Here is an 18043-nt window from a genome sequence, read left to right as displayed (position 1 = left end):
TCGTATTATGAAAAGAAATATAATAAAAATAAGTTTTGCAGCTTTAACTGCTTTCGTATCTTTAACATCATGTGATAGAAATTTAGATCAATATTCTTCCATTAATGAGCCTGCTGACCAAGCAATGTCAAGACCAGAATCATTCAGACAAGCTTTAGATGGAGCATATACAGCTATGAAAACATCAGGCTACTATACTTCTGATGCAGGAAATCAGATAATAATGGCAGATCTGACCTCAGATAATTTAGTTCGTGGTTCTGCAGGAAGAAATAGTAATTTTGCTGCTTCTAATTTTGAATTTTCATCAGATAATGGCCAGACCACTGGATTGTTTTCTGCTGCATATTTTGTAATAAGTAGAGCTAATTTTGTCTTAAATTATGTAAATAATGGAGTTTTATCTGGTACGCAGAAAGCTAATGCAGAAGCAGAAGCAAGAGCAATTAGAGCAATGGTTCATTTTGATATTGTGAGAGCATACTCTAAAATACCTACTCAATCGGCAGATGCTAACTCTAGTATTGGTATTTATTACTCAGAAAAATTTGATCCTGCTAATACAACTGGGTCTAGAAATTTGACAGTGGCTCAGGTTTATGACAAAATTATTGCAGATTTATTGTTTGCGGCTGATAATATTACACAGAATGATGCAGATAAAGGTAGATTTAGTAAAGCTGCTGTTTACGGTTTGTTATCAAGAGTATATTTATATAAGGGAGACTACGCTAAAACGATCCAATATGGTGAACTTTCATTGAGTGCTTCTCCAAGTATTACTACGAGAACAAATTTTAATAGTATTTGGAAATCTTCAGGTGTTGATGGAGTTTTATTTCAAATATCAAATTCTGCCACAGAAGCTGTTACAGTTGGAGTTGCATACAATCAATTATTTGGAGCTGGTTACAGATCTGAATTTGTTGTAGATTTTGATTTGTTTAGTGCATATCCTACTACTGATATTAGAAAAACAACTTATTATACTACAGCTGCGTACAATGGTAAAACATATAATCACGTCACAAAATATTCAACTAACGGCGGACCTGCTAATGTAGTGCCAATTAAATATTTAAGATCAGCTGAAGTACTTTTGAATGTAGCTGAAGCGGCATATAAATCAGGAGATTTTACTAAAGCATTAACATTACTTAATTCTCTGAGACAACAAAGATACAGTGGTTTTACTCCAGGAGCTGAAACTGGAACAGCTTTGTTAAATGCGATCTATAAAGAGAGAAGATTGGAATTAGCTTGTGAGAATGACAGATGGTATACGTTGAAAAGATTAAATCTTCCTGTTCAAAGATCAGGTAAAGGAGATTTATTTGATGGTACAGGAACGGTACCTGGTAAGCAAACACTTGCGGCTGGAGATACAAAATGGCAATGGCCAATTCCTATTACAGCTATTCAGGCAAACCCGAATATTCAACAAAATGCAGATTATTAATCAATAATAATCATATAATTTAACCCCTGCTTTTTGCAGGGGTTTTTATTTCCTTTTATTTCTTATTTTTGCTGTACAAAAATGAACAATGCAATCTTTTAGGTGCCCTGTCATTTTTGAACAATATAAATAAACGCATGAAGTACATCCTCTTTATAATCATCTTCTTCGGTTTTGTCTCGAAGGCGCAGGTCGTTAATAAAACAGACATTAAAAATTTACCAAAAGAAGAAGATACCCTGGTCATAGACTCTGGTAAGAAAGATTCTCTGAAAATTTTTAAACCTACAATCAATGATTATCTCTATCAGACCCAGTTTTCTGAAAAGAAGATTTTTGATACGGTGATGACTTTTGATAAGACCAACATCTTTTCACAATACAATAACACCGACAATTTCGGGAGAGCCCAGGTGGCCAATATAGGAGCAGGATTCAATCCATTGGTTTATGAGGTGAATCCGGAACAAAATCTGTCCTTACTGCCTTCCAATAAAGCCTATATGATCATTGGTGCTGATGATGTAAAATACTATGACGTAAAAACCCCTACTGCCACTTTTATATATCATACAGCGATGAAGAATGGGGCTGCATTGAAATCTACCTACACACAGAATATCGGCAAGCGGTTCAACTTTGCCCTTGAATATATGGGACTCCGTTCTCAGGGATTTTATAGAAATTCCTTAGCTTCAAATAACAATACTTTATTTTCGGGACATTATGTTTCCAAAAGTGGAAACTATGAACTCTTTACCCATTACCTTCATCAGAATGTAAACAATCAGGAAAGTGGAGGAATTACAGAAGATGATCTTTTCCAGAGCGGGGACAGTAATTATAAAAACAGACAGAATGCCCAGGTTAATCTGGCTTCGTCAAGCTCTCAGTATTCCTACAGAAGATATTACCTTACCCACCAGTTTACCCCATTCAATGCAGAAAAATTTCCTTTCAGCATCAGGCATACCCTTTCACATCAGGGAAACAAATATTTTTATAATCAGAGTTCAGTAGAATCTTACTGGTATGATAACGTTTCAGAATTGACGAACGGTTTCCCACTGACCACAAAAAAATATTCAGATAATTTCAGTAATACCGTAAGTCTTGTTTTTAATAATGAAAAATTCAAGCTTGATGGAGGAGTACGTTATCAGATGTTAAAATTTGGAGTGAGAGATATTGCTACGGTTAATGGAGTCACTCTTCCAGGTGAACTAAAAGAAAACAGAATTGGAGCCGTTGGAAATCTTCAGGTAAAACTTTGGGATAAATTCCAGCTGAAATCTTTCCTTGAATTTTCAAATGGAAGCCAGTTCGGAAGCTATCTTAGAACGGCAAACAATATTAAATTTGAACCTATAAAAGATTATTTTGTGAATGCGAAAGTTAACTTCCAGAGTGCTTATCCATCATTTAATTACCTTTTAAATACTTCCGTTTACAACAAATACAATTACTATCTTGAAGATGCCAAAAATCAGACAGTAACAGAGATCGGAGGAAGTATTAATCTGAAATGGTTCAAGACAGAAATTTTCGCCAATTATTTCAGAATAGATAACTACACTTATTTCAATGCAGACGGAGCGCCACAACAGAGCAGCAGTTCGCTGAATATTTCTCAGATCGGAGGTGATGCTACATTCAGCTTCGGGAAATTCCACCTTAATACAAGACTTCATTTCCAGAATGCACTGACGAATAAAGAACTCCTTCCCATGCCAAGTTTCATCGGAAGAGCCAATTTCTTCTTCCAAAGCATGGCCTTTAAAAACGCTGCAGAAGTTCAGATGGGCGTAAAGATCTATTATTTTTCGAAATTTGCATCAAGAGATTATTTCCCTATTTTGAACGAGTATATACTTCCTAACGCAGATTCATTCTCTATCGGAGGACAGCCTATCGCCGATCTTTATATCAATATGAAGGTTAAAAAAATGTTCTTCTATGTAGAAGGCCAACAGATAGGAACTGTGATTTCCAACAACAAAGCATACGCATTTCCACATTATCCGGTGTACGATTTCAGATTAAACATTGGAATTGTGTGGTATTTGTTCAACTAAAAGCCAAACAAAGTTGAAAACAATAAATAAAATATCATTTAACGATATAGAAAGCATTCCTCAATTGGTAAAAGATTTTTTGAACCAAAAAATTGAGGGCTTTGAAAACAATACCTTTTCTTTAGATCACTTTAAAGATCAGATCCATCTCAAACAAAATTCTTTTGCATCAGAGCAAAGAGAAATCTTATCTGATGTACTGGAAAAACAGTTGTCAGATATTACCCTTTCATCGAAACAGAAGGAGAATCTTGAAAACCTGAAACAGCCGAATACATTCACCATTACTACCGGACATCAGCTGAACCTTTTCTCGGGCCCTGTTTTCTTTGTCTATAAAATTTTACAGACGATTAAAACCTGCTCATATCTAAAGGAAAATTTTCCGGATTTTAACTTTGTTCCCGTGTATTGGATGGCTTCGGAAGATCATGATTTTGCAGAGATTAATCATTTTAAGACTGAAAATAATTATTATGAGATCAATGAAAAGTCAGGAGGTGCTGTAGGTAGAATCGAGATCAGTGATACCTTCTTTATTTCAGAATTTGAAAAAGAATTTAAAGATTCCGTATTCGGGACAGAGCTCATCCTCATGATGAAAGAAGCTTACAAGGTAGAAAATACATTAACGGATGCTATTAAAACGCTTGTTAACCGCCTTTTCTCTGAATTCGGACTGGTAATTGTAGATGGTGACTCTAAAGAACTTAAAAAGCAAATTAAAGACATCTTCAAAGACGAATTATTAAATTTCAGCTTACAGAAGAATGCTAAAGATAAAGTAGATTTCCTTACAGAGAAGTATGGGAAAGTACAGGTCAATCCTCGTGACATCAATCTTTTCTATCTTTCCGAAACGCGGGATAGAATAGATTTTGACGGTGAAAAATATATTGTAGTAGATACACATAAAAAATTCACCAGGACAGAAATCCTTCAGGAGTTGGAAAGCTACCCGGAAAGATTCAGTCCGAACGCATTAATGCGTCCTGTTTACCAGGAAAAAGTACTTCCCAACCTTGCCTATATTGGTGGAAATGCCGAAATTATGTACTGGCTGGAACTGAAAGATTATTTTACCACAGTCCAAATTCCTTTTCCTGTTTTGATCCCAAGGAATTCAATGCTTTTCATTAAAGAAAAAACAGTGGGAAAAATTGAAAAACTAGATCTGAATATAGAAGACTTCTTTGGACGTTTTACGGCCATTACCAATCAAAAAATTTTAAAAGACAGTACCGTATTATCCTTGCTTGAAGAAAAAGAAATGCTTCTGGAAAAAGGGTTCTCTGAATTGAAAGCGATAGCAGCAACTACAGAGCATTCTTTCGGAAATATGGTAAAGGCAGAAGAAGTAAGACAGCTGAAATCATTTAAGAGAATGAAAAAGCGTTTGCTTCATGCAGAAAAAATAAAACAGAGCGAGCTGCTCGAAAGGCTTGAGAATCTGTTTTTAGATGTTCATCCTTCAAAAACCTGGCAGGAACGCGTGTATAACTTCAGTGTGTTCTTTTCAGACTATGGCTATTCATGGCTTGAAAATTGTTGGGAAGAAATGGTCGTTCAAGAATCCAAATTAATAATTGTTGCCATTTAATTTTAAAGAAGTATTTTTGTAAATTATAATTATCGAGTATGATAAAGAGGTTTTTTATTTTATCCAGTTTATGTATGGTTTTGGGGGTATCTGCTCAGAACTCACACACCGTTATAAAAGGAGATAATCCTTACAATATTGCAAAAAAATACGGGATAACTGTAGATGAATTGTTAAAGCTGAATCCAAAATTCAAAGACGGTAAGCTGGCAATAGGAGACGTGGTAACAGTGAAAGCTGAGAAACATACCACTGCAGTTTCCAAACCTGCTGTCGTTGAAAAAGCAAAATCAAATGCGCAAGTTGGAAAAATTATTCTTCAGCCTAAACAGACCGTTTACGGAATTACAAAACAATACCGGATTTCTGAGACAGATCTCAGAAAGTTGAACCCTGAACTTGATTCTCATATGAAAATAGGGGATGAGATCACCTTGCCACTTGATAGTATTAAGAAATATGGTGGAGACCAACAGGTTGCTCCGCTTACTGTAGATCCCAGACCTACAGAACCTCATAGTGGAATGGATGCATCAGCATCTTTAGAGACATCAATGTATGTCATTCAGGCAAAAGATAATTATTACAGAATTACGAAACAGTTTGGAATCAGCCAGCAAGAGCTTTATGCTTTAAATCCTGGATTGGAAGAAAAAGGACTTAAGCCGGGTGAAACCATCAAAGTAAAAAAATCAAAAACGGATACCACTTCAGTCTCTGAGCCGGTGAATCCGAAAACAAAAATAGATTCAGGAAACGAAAGATCCACAGCAACGGCAACTCCTGTTGCAACGGCTGATGATTATGTAACTTATACTGTTCAACAGGGAGATACGGTGTTCTCTATTGTTAATAAATTTGGAGTCTCAATTGATGAATTAATCGCGCTCAACCCGGATCTTTCAAACGGACTGAAAACTGGAATGGTCTTAAAAATTAAGAAGCAGGATCCGGCTTATGTGAAGAAAAACGGTGATGCATTAAGCGTTGTTTTAATGCTTCCTTTCGGATACAGTACCAACGAAACTCAATATAGAGGAATGGCATTAGACTTCCTTACAGGAGCTAAACTTGCTATTGAAAGAAATGCCAGAGGAGGACAGAAACTTGATATTAAAATTGTAGATTCAGGAAACGAAGCGTCATTTAAAAATTCAATGGCACAAATCAATCCTGATAATACAGATTTGATCATTGGTCCATTCTTCAAATCAAATGTTATTGATGTTCTGGATTTTACCAAAAACCAGAAAATACCGGTTGTAGCACCATTTGCTAACTCTCCGGAACTTTACAATTACAGCAACCTGATCATTGTTGAAACCAATGACCAGACCTATGCAGATAAAATCGTAGAAGAAGTAAGATCAGTGTATTCAGATCAGAAAATATACGTAGTGGCAGACAGCAAAAAAGAGATTGCCAACTATATTAAAGGAGGTCTTGAAAAAGCCGTTAAAAATCCAAATATCATTATGGTCAACTCTCCCGCTGAAATCCAGCTGGATCAGAACATGATGACAGGGCAATCTGCTCCCGTTATTGCTATACTGGCCAGTGACAATGATGCCGCCGGAGAAGCATTTGCCAATAAAATTATTGCTTTGTCTAAAGAAGTACAGGGAGTAAAGGGTTTCAGTATGTACTATTCTCCTGTTTTTGAGAAAAAAGTAGATGATCTGAGCCAGGCTAGCTTTGTGTATCTGATGGACAGAAAAATTAATGCAGAAGGTAATTTTGAAAAAGAGATCCTGGCCGCTTATAAAAGTAAATACTGTAAGACCCCTCCAAAATATGCGATCGTTGGTTTTGATGTTGTAAATGACATGCTGACGAGAGAAAATAAAAAAGGAGAAATCTTTAAACAGATGAATAAAGTTCAGACTCAGCTTGCTACAAAGTTTGAGTTTGTAAAATCTAAGGCCAACGGAGCATATGTAAATACCGGCTACCGAGTGATTAGATTAGTTCCTTAACCGATTTATGCCTTTTTAAAGGAATATTTTTAACATTATCTTTATATTTGCATAATATTTAATTCATTACATGAAAGCACTTGTATTTCCTGGGCAGGGTTCTCAGTTCGTAGGAATGGGAAAAGAATTGTACGATTCTAGAAAAGACATTAAGGACTTGATGGAATCTGCCAATGAAATTTTAGGTTTTGATATCCTCACGTTGATGTTCAACGGGACGGATGCAGATCTTAAGAAAACAGAGGTTACCCAGCCTTCAATATTTATACACTCAGTAGCTGCTTTGAAAGCAGTGAACGGTCTTGGAGCCGAAATGGTTGCAGGACATTCTTTAGGAGAATTTTCAGCTTTAGTTGCCAATGGAGTTTTATCCTTTGACGACGGTTTAAAATTAGTATTCGAAAGAGCAAAAGCAATGCAGGCTGCCTGTGATGCCAATCCAAGCTCTATGGCTGCGATTTTGGGCCTTGAAGATGCTAAAGTTGAAGAGATCTGTGCACAGATCAGTGGTATTGTGGTACCGGCTAACTATAACTGTCCTGGACAATTGGTAATTTCAGGAGAAACTTCAGCAGTGGAGGAAGCTTGTATAAAACTTAAAGAAGCAGGCGCAAAAAGAGCAGTGCTACTTCCGGTAAACGGAGCGTTCCATTCGCCATTGATGCAGCCGGCGCAAGAAAGGCTGGCAGCGGCCATCGAAAAAACGAAATTCAGAAAAGCAACAATTCCGGTATACCAGAATATCACGACTACAGCAGTGACCAATCCTGAGGAGATCAAACAAAATCTGATCGCTCAGCTTACAGGGCCTGTAAAGTGGACGCAGTCTGTTCAGAATATGATCAAAGACGGTGCCTCTAAATTTGTAGAAGTAGGTCCCGGAAAAACACTTCAAGGTCTGATCAAGAAAATTGACAGTTCTGTAGATGTTGCTTCAGCAATCTAATTAAAAAAATATGAGCGGAATATTTTCACCGGGAAAGCTTATGCTTACTTCAGAATATTTCGCAATAGACGGAGCTCTTGTCCTGGCGGTACCTACCAAGCTTGGACAAGAGTTTTTTTTTGAAGAAAAAGAGGATGAAAAATCCCTGATATTTTGGGAAGCCTATCATCAGAACAAATTGTGGCTCAAGACTGTCATCGATTATAAAAACTGGCAGATCCTGAAGACCAATCTTCCTTCCGCCGCTGAATTTATTCTCAAAACCTTAAAAAATGTTCAGCAGCTTTCTCAGATTAAATTCAAAGGTAATCTTACCTATCATTTAAAGACCAACCTTCAGTTCCCTTCAGATTACGGACTCGGAAGCAGTTCCACTTTAATGAATAATCTTGCGGAATGGTCTGAAATCAATCCCTTTCAGCTTAATAGTATCAGTTTGGGTGGAAGCGGTTACGATATTGCTGTTGCCAAAGAAAAATCGGCGATCCTTTTCCGAAGCCAACCGGAGATCAGCTATGAAAAGACAAATTTCAGTCCTGCATTCAAAAATGAGCTGATATTTATTCATTTAAATCAGAAGCAGGATAGCAGAGAAGGAATCAATTTTTATAAGTCGAAACCAAAGTCCCAAATACTCGTGGATGAATTTTCGGATATCACAAAGAAAGTTTTATTATGCAATGAATTGGAATGTTTTTCTGAACTGATGATGATTCATGAGCATAAAATTTCAGATTTCCTTGAAATTCCCACAGTTAAAGAGAAGTTTTTCACAGACTGCCCTGTTTTTGTTAAAAGTTTAGGAGCCTGGGGGGGAGATTTTGTGATGAGTGCTAAATTTGACGGCTACAAGGACTATTTTTGGGGAAAAGGTTTTAATACCGTTTTTCAATGGTCTGATATAATTAATTTATAATCAGTAATTTACAATCCTTTTTTTTTATTTGTCATTCTGACTTATATCATTATATTTAAACCACCTTTAACAAATAATTAATATTAATTTTGTTGAACCCAATAAAGAAATAGAAAATATAAGTAAAATGAAACACGCTAAAATCATCCAGGATTTAGAAAAATTAGGGATTAAAGGAAATTACGAATTGGTCTATAACCCATCTTACGAAGAGTTATATCAGGCTGAAGTGTCTCCTGAAAATCAAGGCTTTGAGGAAGCTGAACTTACAGAATCTGGTGCAGTATCAGTAAAAACTGGAATTTTCACAGGTCGTTCACCTAAAGACAGATATATAGTTCAGGATGATGTTACAAGAGACACAATTTTCTGGGATGGAAAAGTAAACCTTCCTACCACTGCAGAAACTTTTGATGCTTGTAAAGGATTAGTGCTGAACCAGCTTTCTGAAGCTAAGAAAATTTATGTAGTGGATGCTTTTTGTGGTACCAATACAGATACAAGGCTAAAAGTAAGGTTCATCGTTGAAGTAGCGTGGCAGGCGCATTTCGTTACTAATATGTTTATCCGTCCGTCTCACTATGAGCTGGAAAACTTTGGAGAGCCGGATTTCACAGTGATCAACGGTTCCAAAACGACCAACCCGAACTGGGAAGCTCAGGAATTGAATTCTGAGAACTTCATTATGTTCAACCTTACCCAAAAAATACAGATCATCGGAGGTACTTGGTACGGCGGTGAAATGAAAAAAGGGATGTTTGCAATGATGAACTACTATCTTCCATTGAAAGGAATGGCTTCTATGCACTGTTCTGCAAATGTAGGTGAAGAAGGAGATGTAGCTCTTTTCTTCGGTCTTTCAGGAACGGGAAAAACAACTTTGTCTGCAGATCCGAAAAGATTCCTTATTGGTGACGATGAGCATGGTTGGGACACAAACGGCGTATTCAACTATGAAGGCGGATGTTATGCCAAAGTAATCGATCTTTCTGAAGAAAAAGAACCGGATATTTTCAGAGCAATCAAAAGAGATGCGCTTCTTGAAAATGTTGTGGTAAACAACGGAATTGCTGATTATAAAGACGGATCTATCACCGAAAATACAAGAGTATCTTACCCAATTTATCATATCAATAAGATTGTTCTTCCATCCAAGGCAGGACATGCTAAAAAGATCGTCTACCTTTCTGCTGATGCATTTGGAGTATTGCCTCCGGTTTCTATCCTAGATGAAAACCAGGCACAATACCACTTCCTTTGTGGATATACTTCTAAATTAGCAGGTACGGAAAGAGGAATCACTGAACCGGAACCATCTTTCTCTCCTGCATTCGGAGAAGCATTCCTTACCCTTCATCCTACCATGTATTCTAAGACATTGATTGGTAAAATGAAGGAACATGGCGCTAAAGCTTATTTGGTGAATACAGGATGGAACGGAACTGGAAAAAGAATTTCTCTGAAAGATACAAGAGCAATTATCGATGCCATCATTGATGGTTCTATTGAAAATGCTCCTAAAGCTCATGTTCCAATCATGAATCTTGAAATTCCAACACAACTTCCCAATGTTTCTGAAGGGATCCTTGATCCTAGAGAAACATACAGCAATGCTTCAGAATGGGAAGAAAAAGCAAAAGACCTTGCTGCTAGATATATCAAAAACTTTGAACAGTACTGTGACACGGAAGAAGGGAAGAAATTAATTTCTTCAGGACCTCAGCTTCAGCAACAGACTATTTAATATAATAAAAGCCTCATCAACGATGAGGCTTTTTTATTTTTATCCCTAGAAATTCTCTTTGGAAATCAGAATCAGCGGCAATAGTATCAAAGTTTTAGGCTTAATAAGGCCAGTTTGTATCCATTCATTCCAAAACCTGATAGAACAGCATCGGTGTTAGCTGCTGTTACAGACTTCTGTCTAAATTCCTCTCTTTTATAGATATTACTGATGTGAACTTCCACCTTGGGTTGAGGGATGTTTTTTAAACAGTCCGCAATAGCATAGGAATAATGGGTATATGCTCCGGGGTTAATAATCAAAGCATCGAAATTATCTTCCTGAAGTCTGTTAATGATTTCCCCCTCAATATTGGACTGGTAATAGCTGATCTCATCATCTGAGAATTCAGTTTCCAGTTTTTCCAGATAATCTGCCATCGATACAGTACCGTAGATTTCCGGTTCTCTTGTACCTAATAGATTAAGATTTGGACCGTTAATGATAAGTATTCTCATGTGAAAAATTTATCCAAAGATAAATAATTTCTATACATCTTGGTTAAGATTACTTTGCAGATGCTCCTACAGGTTTATCCTGAATAGTTATTTCTTCCTTCCTTATGTAATGAGCGTAGATCTTTTCTGATCATATCTAATGTCTTTTTAAAATTTAGAATATAAACAATAAGAAGTTGTAGTAAAAAATCTTATCGTAATCCATCTTTTAGCATCCTGTTGTATTTGTTTTTACATTGAATTTTTTATTTGTTGTGAAAAAGTAGAGTTATGTCAGTGTTTTATTGAAAATCATTGATCTAATAATTTGATTTTCATTTATTTGAAAAATTTAAGTGATTTTCCTGTTTTTCATTTGTTGTGTTCTTTTTTGATTTAGCAGCAAACGTAATTTTGCGAAATGTTTGTTCCGAAAGTTAAAATTCATCAGGTAACCATCCTTTTGCCTCTAAAAAAAATGTTTTTTGGGGCGATGGTTATTTTGTGTTCTTTTTTACAGGCAGGAAATAAGAAGAATTCGGCTGAGCGTAAAAATTTTGAACGACCAACTGAAATATATATTCTTGAAGGAACCGTTATTTCAGGAGCTGATCAATTGTACAATTCGGAAATCAAAACGATAAAAAAGGATATTGTAGTTGACAAAACTATTGTAAAACGTCCTTTGCGAAAATCCCAGATAGCAAAAAAGGAAAAAAGCGTAGCTGATAAAAGAAAAGCTGGAGACTTATCTTGTTATAGAATAGAAATATCCAATCAGGATCAGGACAAAAAATATAAATCCTGGATTTTTAATGAACTTCAGGCCATAAAGGAAAACGGTCAGCATACCTCTGACTTTTCCTTTTTTATCCGGCTTTTATTTTTAAGGCTTCCTTCTGAAAAAACAAAGATTAATTTTTTAAAAGTTTCCGCGAAAACATTTTTACCGGATGAGTACAGTTGTATCAGGCCTCCTCCAGGATCTGCTGCTTACTATAAAATATTACATAAAACATAAATGCTTCTATAAAAATTACACCAATGATGCTACTATGGTAAAAGTATTCCCAAAACAGCTTTTACCATTTTATTTTAATTTAAAAAAAACAATTCGAACAATGAAAAAAACGATATTATTTCTAGCCGTTATTTCTTCCGGACTTATATATTCCCAGGTTGGAATCAATACATCAAACCCTCGTGGTATTTTCCATGTGGATGGTAGAAAAGATAATCCTGCAACCGGAGCGCCAACTGCGTTACAGGGAGCTAATGATTTTACAGTAGTTGCTGATGGTAGCGTAGGGATTGGTACTACTACCCCTAATGCATCTGCTATTTTAGACGTCAATGTTGATGGTCTTGCTGTTGGAAGCAAAAAAGGACTTCTTGGTCCTAAAGTCGCATTAACCTCTCAGACTGATCAGACTACGATACCTTCGCCTGTGGCTGGACTGCTTGTGTATAATCTGGGAACAGGCGGGCTTGATTATGTAGGCTATGTATTCTGGAACGGAACAGAGTGGAGAACGTTCAGCAATGGTTCTCTTGCTCCGGGAACTTTAGGGACCATTACTTGTAATGGAGTTACTCTTTCTCCAGGTACCTATACTTCGGGAACCCCTTATACAGGAACAATGAGTGTACCTTATACAGGAGGAAACGGAGGTGTTTATGCTGCTCAGTCTATAGGACCTGTAAATGGGCTTGTGGCAACACTTGCTGCCGGGAATTTTAATGTTGGATCCGGAATTCTTACCTATACCGTATCGGGATCACCTACTGTTTCCAGTCCTACGCTTACTACTTTTCCAATAAATATCGGTGGGCAAACCTGTAGCGCAACAGTAGGAGCTGGAGCCGTTATAGCTCCGGGAGAATTGGTTTATTATCATTCTTCAATTCCACGTAAGACAACATCATTTCTTTTAAGCCAGTATCTTAATGACCTTCCAATCATTAATAATACTTTCAGAGTTGATGCTTTTATAACCTCTCCCAACGCATTTGATTCAAATAATGCTTCTACTAATTTTGATCCTCGTCTTTACAATATTACTGCCGCAAACGCGAAAGTATGGGTTTCGGAGGTATCCACGCATACAGGAGATTCACATGGAGCCAATCTATTGATCTTCCCTAATAATTATGCACAGTTTGATGATGGTGTATATCTTACTTATGGAAGGAATGAAACCGTTACTTTTGATATTACGACTCCGGATAACAAATGGTACAGGGTGTATTATGCCTTACGTGTTGATAATAAATCTTTTACTAGTTCAGGTAATGGTAATGTCACTTCAGACTCTAATAATTCAGATAATACATTGGAAGTTTATGTATCTATCCAGAGACTGTATTAATTTGATTTATAGAATTCATTAAATAATAGGGAAGGGGAACTGTAAAAGGTTCTTCTTTCCTTTTTCAAAAGATTAAAAGTAAAGATGAGACGTAATAAAGTACAGTATTATAAGCCTGATGAAGTTTAATTTTAAAGAGATTTACATAGGAGAATGTATAAGAAAAAGGGTAGAAGATACGGGGATCTCAATGGTCCGGATCTGTAATTTCCATCAAGCTACAGAAGATGAGATAGATACAATGTATAAACAGAAAAGTATGGATACCGAAGTTCTTCTTCGATGGTGCAAGCTTTTGGAGTATGATTTTTTCAGAATTTACTGTCAGCACCTTATTTTATTCTCACCAGAAAATAAGTCAGATACTCTGGAACCAATCAAAGGAACTAGTCTCCCTGAGTTCAGAAAAAAACTGTATACCAGACAAGTGATAGACTTTATTTTAGAATTAATAAATACAAGGCAGAAAACAAAACTTCAAATTATAGAAGAATACAGAATTCCCAAAACAACACTGTATAAGTGGATAAGTAAGTATAGTGAGATGGAATGAAATGAAAGATGAACATGATGATCTCTTCACTAAAACTAATGTGCCGGTTTTAAAACTGATGAGAGAAAAGTTTAATTTCTATACCAGCAATAGTTGGACTTATATTCGTGAAACCGGAGGGTTTTACAGAAAAACAGGAATGTTTATATTTTTCGAAAGTGAAAATGTGTCTACAATAGAAATCAGAAAAATGTATGGAAAAGTCAGGACCTGATTATAAAAAAATATATACCGATATTATTTTAAAAAAGCATCCCGGGAAATATGCTTTGTGTTCTTCTATTTTGCAAAAGAAAGTTTTATCTGTATTGGATGTAATTAAACTCAATCAACTTATTTTTTCTTTTGAGGATCTGGAGACTTCACTATTCAATCAAAAACACAAGTCTTACGATAAGGATACGATTTTGGAAATTTTAGACTATCAGAAGAAAAATGGATATACTAATAAACAGGTTGCTGATGAGTTTAGATTAAGCAGAAACTCAGTAGCAAAATGGAAAAAGATATTTAGCAAGTAATGATGATAAGATAAATTTTAATTTAAAACTTTAATAAATAATCAAACAAATTTGAGAATGGCGTCATTGACGTCATTTTTTGTTTTAAAATTTCCTCATCTATTCGCTTTGTGATATTTTACTGATATTTATCATATTTGAAGAAATTGGCAATGCTTTTAAGCCTCTATTTTTGTGGTTTTTACAATTTAATTACGTTAATTTTTGAAAATCTATCATAAAATATTTTAAAGTCTACTTGTTTTGTAGACTAATTGTTTTTAGCTTTGCAGACCTATTTCGATCGGCTTATAAAGAAAGATGGAGGGAACTGACCCTGTGATATCTTGACAACCTGCCCCTGCGCAAGGTGTTACATTCAGCCTTTAAAGGGAAAATAAGCATTTGGTTAATCGTATCTATCGATGCCCTTTGCTGACTTTTCTGCAAAGGGTTAATTTTTAATATATGATAAATAAAATTGATTATGATTAGCAAAAATTTAGTTAATGCTAGGGTTTGGCTTCCGCCAGTCGCTGTATTTTTCCTGGGGATGATCAGTGTACAGGCGCAGCAAGTCAAGCCGAAAAAAGATACCATACAAGAAAAAGAAATCGATGAAGTGGTTGTGATAGCCTATGGTAAAGCGAAAAGAACAAGCTATACCGGTTCGGTGGCTACCATCTCCAGTGATAAGATCAATAACAGAGCGGTTACCAATATTACAAAAGCTCTGGAAGGGCAGGTGGCAGGAATCCAGGCTGTAAGTGCTTCCGGCCAACCGGGATCTACTGCTTCCATCAGAATAAGAGGAGTAGGATCAATAAGTGCTTCAAGTGATCCTCTTTACGTGGTAGACGGAATTCCTTTTGATGGAAATATCAATTCTATCAGTCCAAATGATATTGAATCCATCAGTGTTCTGAAAGATGCAACGGCAAGTTCATTATACGGTTCAAGGGGAGCTAACGGAATCATTATCATCACCACAAAATCCGGCAAAAAAGGAGAATCAAGGGTTAATTTTAATATCAGCCAGGGATTTTCCGGCAGGGCAGTAAAGGATTATAAGCAGGTAACGACAGATCAGTATTTTCAATTGTATTGGGAAGCACTGAGAAACGGTTACCAATCCACTCAGATATCTTCTCAGAAGGCAGGGCAGATGGCAAGTGATAATCTTGTTTCGGCACTTGGGATCAATCCTTACGGAGCTGCCTATCCAAAACCTGTAGGAGCAGACGGAAAACTTCTTCCCGGAGCAAAACCTTTATGGAACGATGACTGGAGAGATATTCTTCAAAGGACCGCTTCCAGAAGCCAGGTAGATTTTGATATCAGCGGAGGGAGTGAGAAGAGCAATTACTTCTTTTCACTAGGTTATCTGGATGATAAAGGGATTGCAATTGAATCAGGGTTTCAGAAGTTCGGAACCCGATTAAAGATCAATTCAGAAGTTAAAAAATGGCTGAATGCCGGTGTGAATTTAAGCTACACCAACAGTATTCAGAACGCACCGCCGTCTTCAGATTCCAGACAGGATAATATCATCCAGGCCGCAAGAGTGGTTCCTTCATTCTATCCGTATTACGAAAGAAATGATGACGGAAGCTACAGGCTGAATGCAGATGGAAACAGAATCTATGATTTTGGAAAGTACAGACCTACCAGTGCATTGCAGAATCAGAATGCAGCAGCAACGTTGCCTTTGGATAAAAATGAAAATAAAGAAGATAACTTTTCAGGAAAAGGATTTTTAGAATTTACTTTCCTTCCGGAACTTAAATTTAAAACCAGTTTTTCTGTTGATTTAGTGAATTACAACGGACATTATTACTCAAACCCGCTGATCGGTGAGGGAAGTGAAATTGGGGGTTCTGTCACAAGATCAAACACCAGAACACTTTCTTATACTACCAGTAATATTCTGACTTATGACAAGAAATTCGGGAAGCATCATATCAATGTTTTAGGAGGGCAGGAATTTTATAAATACGATTATCAGACGATTTCCGGTTCCAGAAGCCAGTTTTCCCTTCCTTATTATTATGAGCCGGATGCAGCAGCATTATTGGGAAGCTTCAGTGGAAACAGCAATCAATTTTCACTCTTAAGTTTCCTGGGAAGAGCAGAATATGATTTTAACAATACCTACTTTTTATCTGTTTCAGGAAGAGCAGATGGGTCTTCAAGGTTCTATGCGGATAACAGATGGGGGAAATTCTGGTCTGTGGGAGGTTCATGGAAAGCTTCAAATGAAGATTTCATCAAGGATTTGAACATCTTTGATCAATTAACCTTGCGGGCAAGTTATGGAGGTCAGGGAAATGATAAACTCTTAAGACCCAACGGATCTTCTCTTTATTACGCTTATCAGGAATTATACAAATTTTATAATAACTTGGGAGAGCCGGGAACGGTTCTTGAAAAAGTACAGACCAATGATGTGAAGTGGGAAACCAATCTTAATTTAAATGTAGGTTTAGAGTTTGCCATTCTTAACAACAGAGTGAAAGGGAATATCGAATATTTTAAAAGAAAAAGTCAGGATCTTTTATTTAATATGCCAGTTGCTCCTTCCCTGGGAATCAGTGATTTTCCTTTTAATGTCGGAACGATACAAAATACAGGTTTTGAATTCTCACTATTTACTACTCCAATTAAAAATGATAATTTCCAATGGAATGTAGACCTAAACCTGAGCACTTTAAACAATAAAATTACGAAGCTTCCCAAAGGAGCAGTTATCACCGGAACCAAGCGTTTGGATGTGGGAGGCTCTATTTATGATTTTTATATTCAGGAATGGAAAGGCGTAGATCCTTCCAACGGAAAACCTTTATGGAGATATATTTATCAGGATGCCAACGGAAATACAGTAGACGGAACCACCTCAGAATATGCAAAAGCGACCCGAACGTTTCAGGGATCTGCACTGCCTAAATTAACAGGGGGACTTTCCACAAGTATTGCGTATAAAAACTTTGATCTGTCAGGATTGTTAACATTCAGGATTGGGGGAAAGATCCTGGATACGGATTATACCTCATTAATGTCTAACGGAAATTCTGGCGGACGTGCCTGGAGTGCAGAAATGCTGAACAGATGGACTCCGGAAAATCCTAACACAGATGTTCCTGCATTGAGCACAACAACCAATAACTGGAATTCTTCTTCTTCAAGGTTTTTATATTCAGGGACTTATGCCCGACTTAAAAATGTAAGTCTGGGATATACGCTTCCTTCTGATTATTTTGAAAAACTGGGACTGAAGAAGTTTAGAATTTATGTTCAGGCTGAAAACCTTCTGACTTTCTACAAACATAAAGGAATGGATCCGGAGCAGTCACTGGATGGAACTACGTATTACAGATATCCTGCGATGAGAACGATCACTTTTGGTCTTCAGGCAACTCTTTAAACTTTTAA

The 18043-nt window shown here is 36.6% G+C and carries 14 protein-coding genes and 1 riboswitch; of the genes, 13 read left to right on the top strand and 1 reads right to left on the bottom strand.

Annotated features, from left to right (window positions below; translation table 11 throughout):
- Positions 1-7: 7 nt before the first annotated feature.
- The 7 genes from BUC06_RS04450 (at position 8) to pckA (ending at position 10716) form a co-directional block, all read left to right on the top strand.
- Complete coding sequence (locus BUC06_RS04450; RefSeq protein WP_073330258.1) at positions 8-1459, top strand: RagB/SusD family nutrient uptake outer membrane protein; 1452 nt, start codon at positions 8-10, stop codon at positions 1457-1459.
- Positions 1460-1596: 137 nt separating this feature from the next.
- The gene (locus tag BUC06_RS04445; protein ID WP_073330256.1) at positions 1597-3534 is read left to right on the top strand and encodes a putative porin; all 1938 of its coding nucleotides are present in this window, start codon (positions 1597-1599) and stop codon (positions 3532-3534) included.
- Between the two features lie 13 nt (positions 3535-3547).
- Positions 3548-5134: a bacillithiol biosynthesis cysteine-adding enzyme BshC gene (bshC, locus tag BUC06_RS04440; RefSeq protein ID WP_073330253.1), complete on the top strand. Its 1587-nt coding sequence runs from the start codon at positions 3548-3550 to the stop codon at positions 5132-5134.
- 38 nt (positions 5135-5172) lie between these two features.
- Positions 5173-7110 (top strand): LysM peptidoglycan-binding domain-containing protein, encoded by a 1938-nt coding sequence (locus BUC06_RS04435; protein WP_073330249.1) that lies wholly within the window; start codon positions 5173-5175, stop codon positions 7108-7110.
- Positions 7111-7180: 70 nt separating this feature from the next.
- A complete protein-coding gene (gene fabD, locus BUC06_RS04430) occupies positions 7181-8056 on the top strand; it encodes an ACP S-malonyltransferase (protein WP_073330246.1) in 876 nt (291 codons plus the stop codon).
- A gap of 10 nt (positions 8057-8066) precedes the next feature.
- Positions 8067-8972, top strand: a complete 906-nt coding sequence (locus BUC06_RS04425; RefSeq protein ID WP_073330243.1) for a GYDIA family GHMP kinase — start codon at positions 8067-8069, stop codon at positions 8970-8972.
- 127 nt (positions 8973-9099) lie between these two features.
- Complete coding sequence (gene pckA, locus BUC06_RS04420; RefSeq protein ID WP_073330240.1) at positions 9100-10716, top strand: phosphoenolpyruvate carboxykinase (ATP); 1617 nt, start codon at positions 9100-9102, stop codon at positions 10714-10716.
- Positions 10717-10802: 86 nt separating this feature from the next.
- Here pckA and BUC06_RS04415 read toward each other — a convergent pair whose 3' ends face one another.
- On the bottom strand, positions 10803-11213 hold the full coding sequence (locus tag BUC06_RS04415; RefSeq protein ID WP_073330237.1) for a type II 3-dehydroquinate dehydratase: 411 nt from the start codon (positions 11211-11213) through the stop codon (positions 10803-10805).
- Between the two features lie 400 nt (positions 11214-11613).
- Here BUC06_RS04415 and BUC06_RS04410 point away from each other — a divergent pair, with 400 nt between their 5' ends.
- The 6 genes from BUC06_RS04410 to BUC06_RS04385 all read left to right on the top strand — a co-directional run bounded on the left by BUC06_RS04410 (position 11614) and on the right by BUC06_RS04385 (position 18035).
- The gene (locus tag BUC06_RS04410; protein ID WP_073330234.1) at positions 11614-12213 is read left to right on the top strand and encodes a hypothetical protein; all 600 of its coding nucleotides are present in this window, start codon (positions 11614-11616) and stop codon (positions 12211-12213) included.
- Between the two features lie 100 nt (positions 12214-12313).
- A complete protein-coding gene (locus BUC06_RS04405) occupies positions 12314-13561 on the top strand; it encodes a hypothetical protein (protein WP_073330231.1) in 1248 nt (415 codons plus the stop codon).
- 118 nt (positions 13562-13679) lie between these two features.
- Positions 13680-14114, top strand: a complete 435-nt coding sequence (locus BUC06_RS04400) for a transposase (protein ID WP_073330228.1) — start codon at positions 13680-13682, stop codon at positions 14112-14114.
- 1 nt (position 14115) lies between these two features.
- Positions 14116-14328, top strand: coding sequence for a hypothetical protein (locus tag BUC06_RS04395; RefSeq protein WP_073330225.1), 213 nt, complete (start codon positions 14116-14118; stop codon positions 14326-14328).
- The gene (locus BUC06_RS04390) at positions 14309-14635 is read left to right on the top strand and encodes a helix-turn-helix domain-containing protein (protein WP_073330223.1); all 327 of its coding nucleotides are present in this window, start codon (positions 14309-14311) and stop codon (positions 14633-14635) included. Before BUC06_RS04395 ends, BUC06_RS04390 begins: the two co-directional genes overlap by 20 nt.
- A 285-nt stretch (positions 14636-14920) precedes the next feature.
- A riboswitch (SAM riboswitch) is annotated at positions 14921-15018 on the top strand.
- 83 nt (positions 15019-15101) lie between these two features.
- Complete coding sequence (locus BUC06_RS04385) at positions 15102-18035, top strand: SusC/RagA family TonB-linked outer membrane protein (protein ID WP_073330220.1); 2934 nt, start codon at positions 15102-15104, stop codon at positions 18033-18035.
- Positions 18036-18043: the final 8 nt, after the last annotated feature.

Origin of the sequence: Chryseobacterium carnipullorum (assembly GCF_900142785.1) — a bacterium.
Lineage (GTDB): Bacteria > Bacteroidota > Bacteroidia > Flavobacteriales > Weeksellaceae > Chryseobacterium > Chryseobacterium carnipullorum.
This window is presented reverse-complemented; position numbering and strand designations above follow the sequence as displayed.